General features: G+C 49.0%; 1 protein-coding gene. It reads right to left on the reverse strand.

The features are described 5' to 3' along the window. A partial coding sequence (locus R8O10_RS27745) for a TGS domain-containing protein (RefSeq protein ID WP_318192297.1) occupies nucleotides 1-506 on the reverse strand: 506 nt, incomplete at both ends.

Genomic DNA, 506 nt, shown 5'->3' on the forward strand with positions numbered 1-506 from the left:
GTGGGTGAACGGCACGATTCGGCCACCAACTTTGGCGCCAATACAACGGTGCCCGACTTCTGAGTGAATGTGGTAGGCAAAGTCTAGTGGAGTTGCCCCCATTGGTAAGTCGACAACATCGCCACGTGGTGTAAATGCGTAGACGCGGTCATCGAAGACTTGGCTTCGGAGCTCATCCAACATCTCACCAGAATCGGACATTTCTTCTTGCCAATCCAATAGTTTACGTAGCCAGGTAATTTTCTCATCGTAACCACTGCGACTGCTCGCACCTTCTTTGTATTTCCAGTGCGCGGCAACGCCCAGTTCAGATTCTTCGTGCATTTGCTTGGTACGAATTTGAATCTCGATGGTTTTGCCTTCAGGACCAAGAATAACGGTGTGAATCGATTGGTAACCGTTTGGTTTTGGGTTTGCAACGTAGTCGTCGAACTCACTCGGTAAGTGCTTGTATTTGGTATGAACCACACCTAACGCAGCGTAACAATCTTGCAGTTTGTCGGCGA

This window comes from Vibrio sp. 1727, assembly GCF_033344415.1.
Classification (GTDB): domain Bacteria; phylum Pseudomonadota; class Gammaproteobacteria; order Enterobacterales; family Vibrionaceae; genus Vibrio; species Vibrio alginolyticus.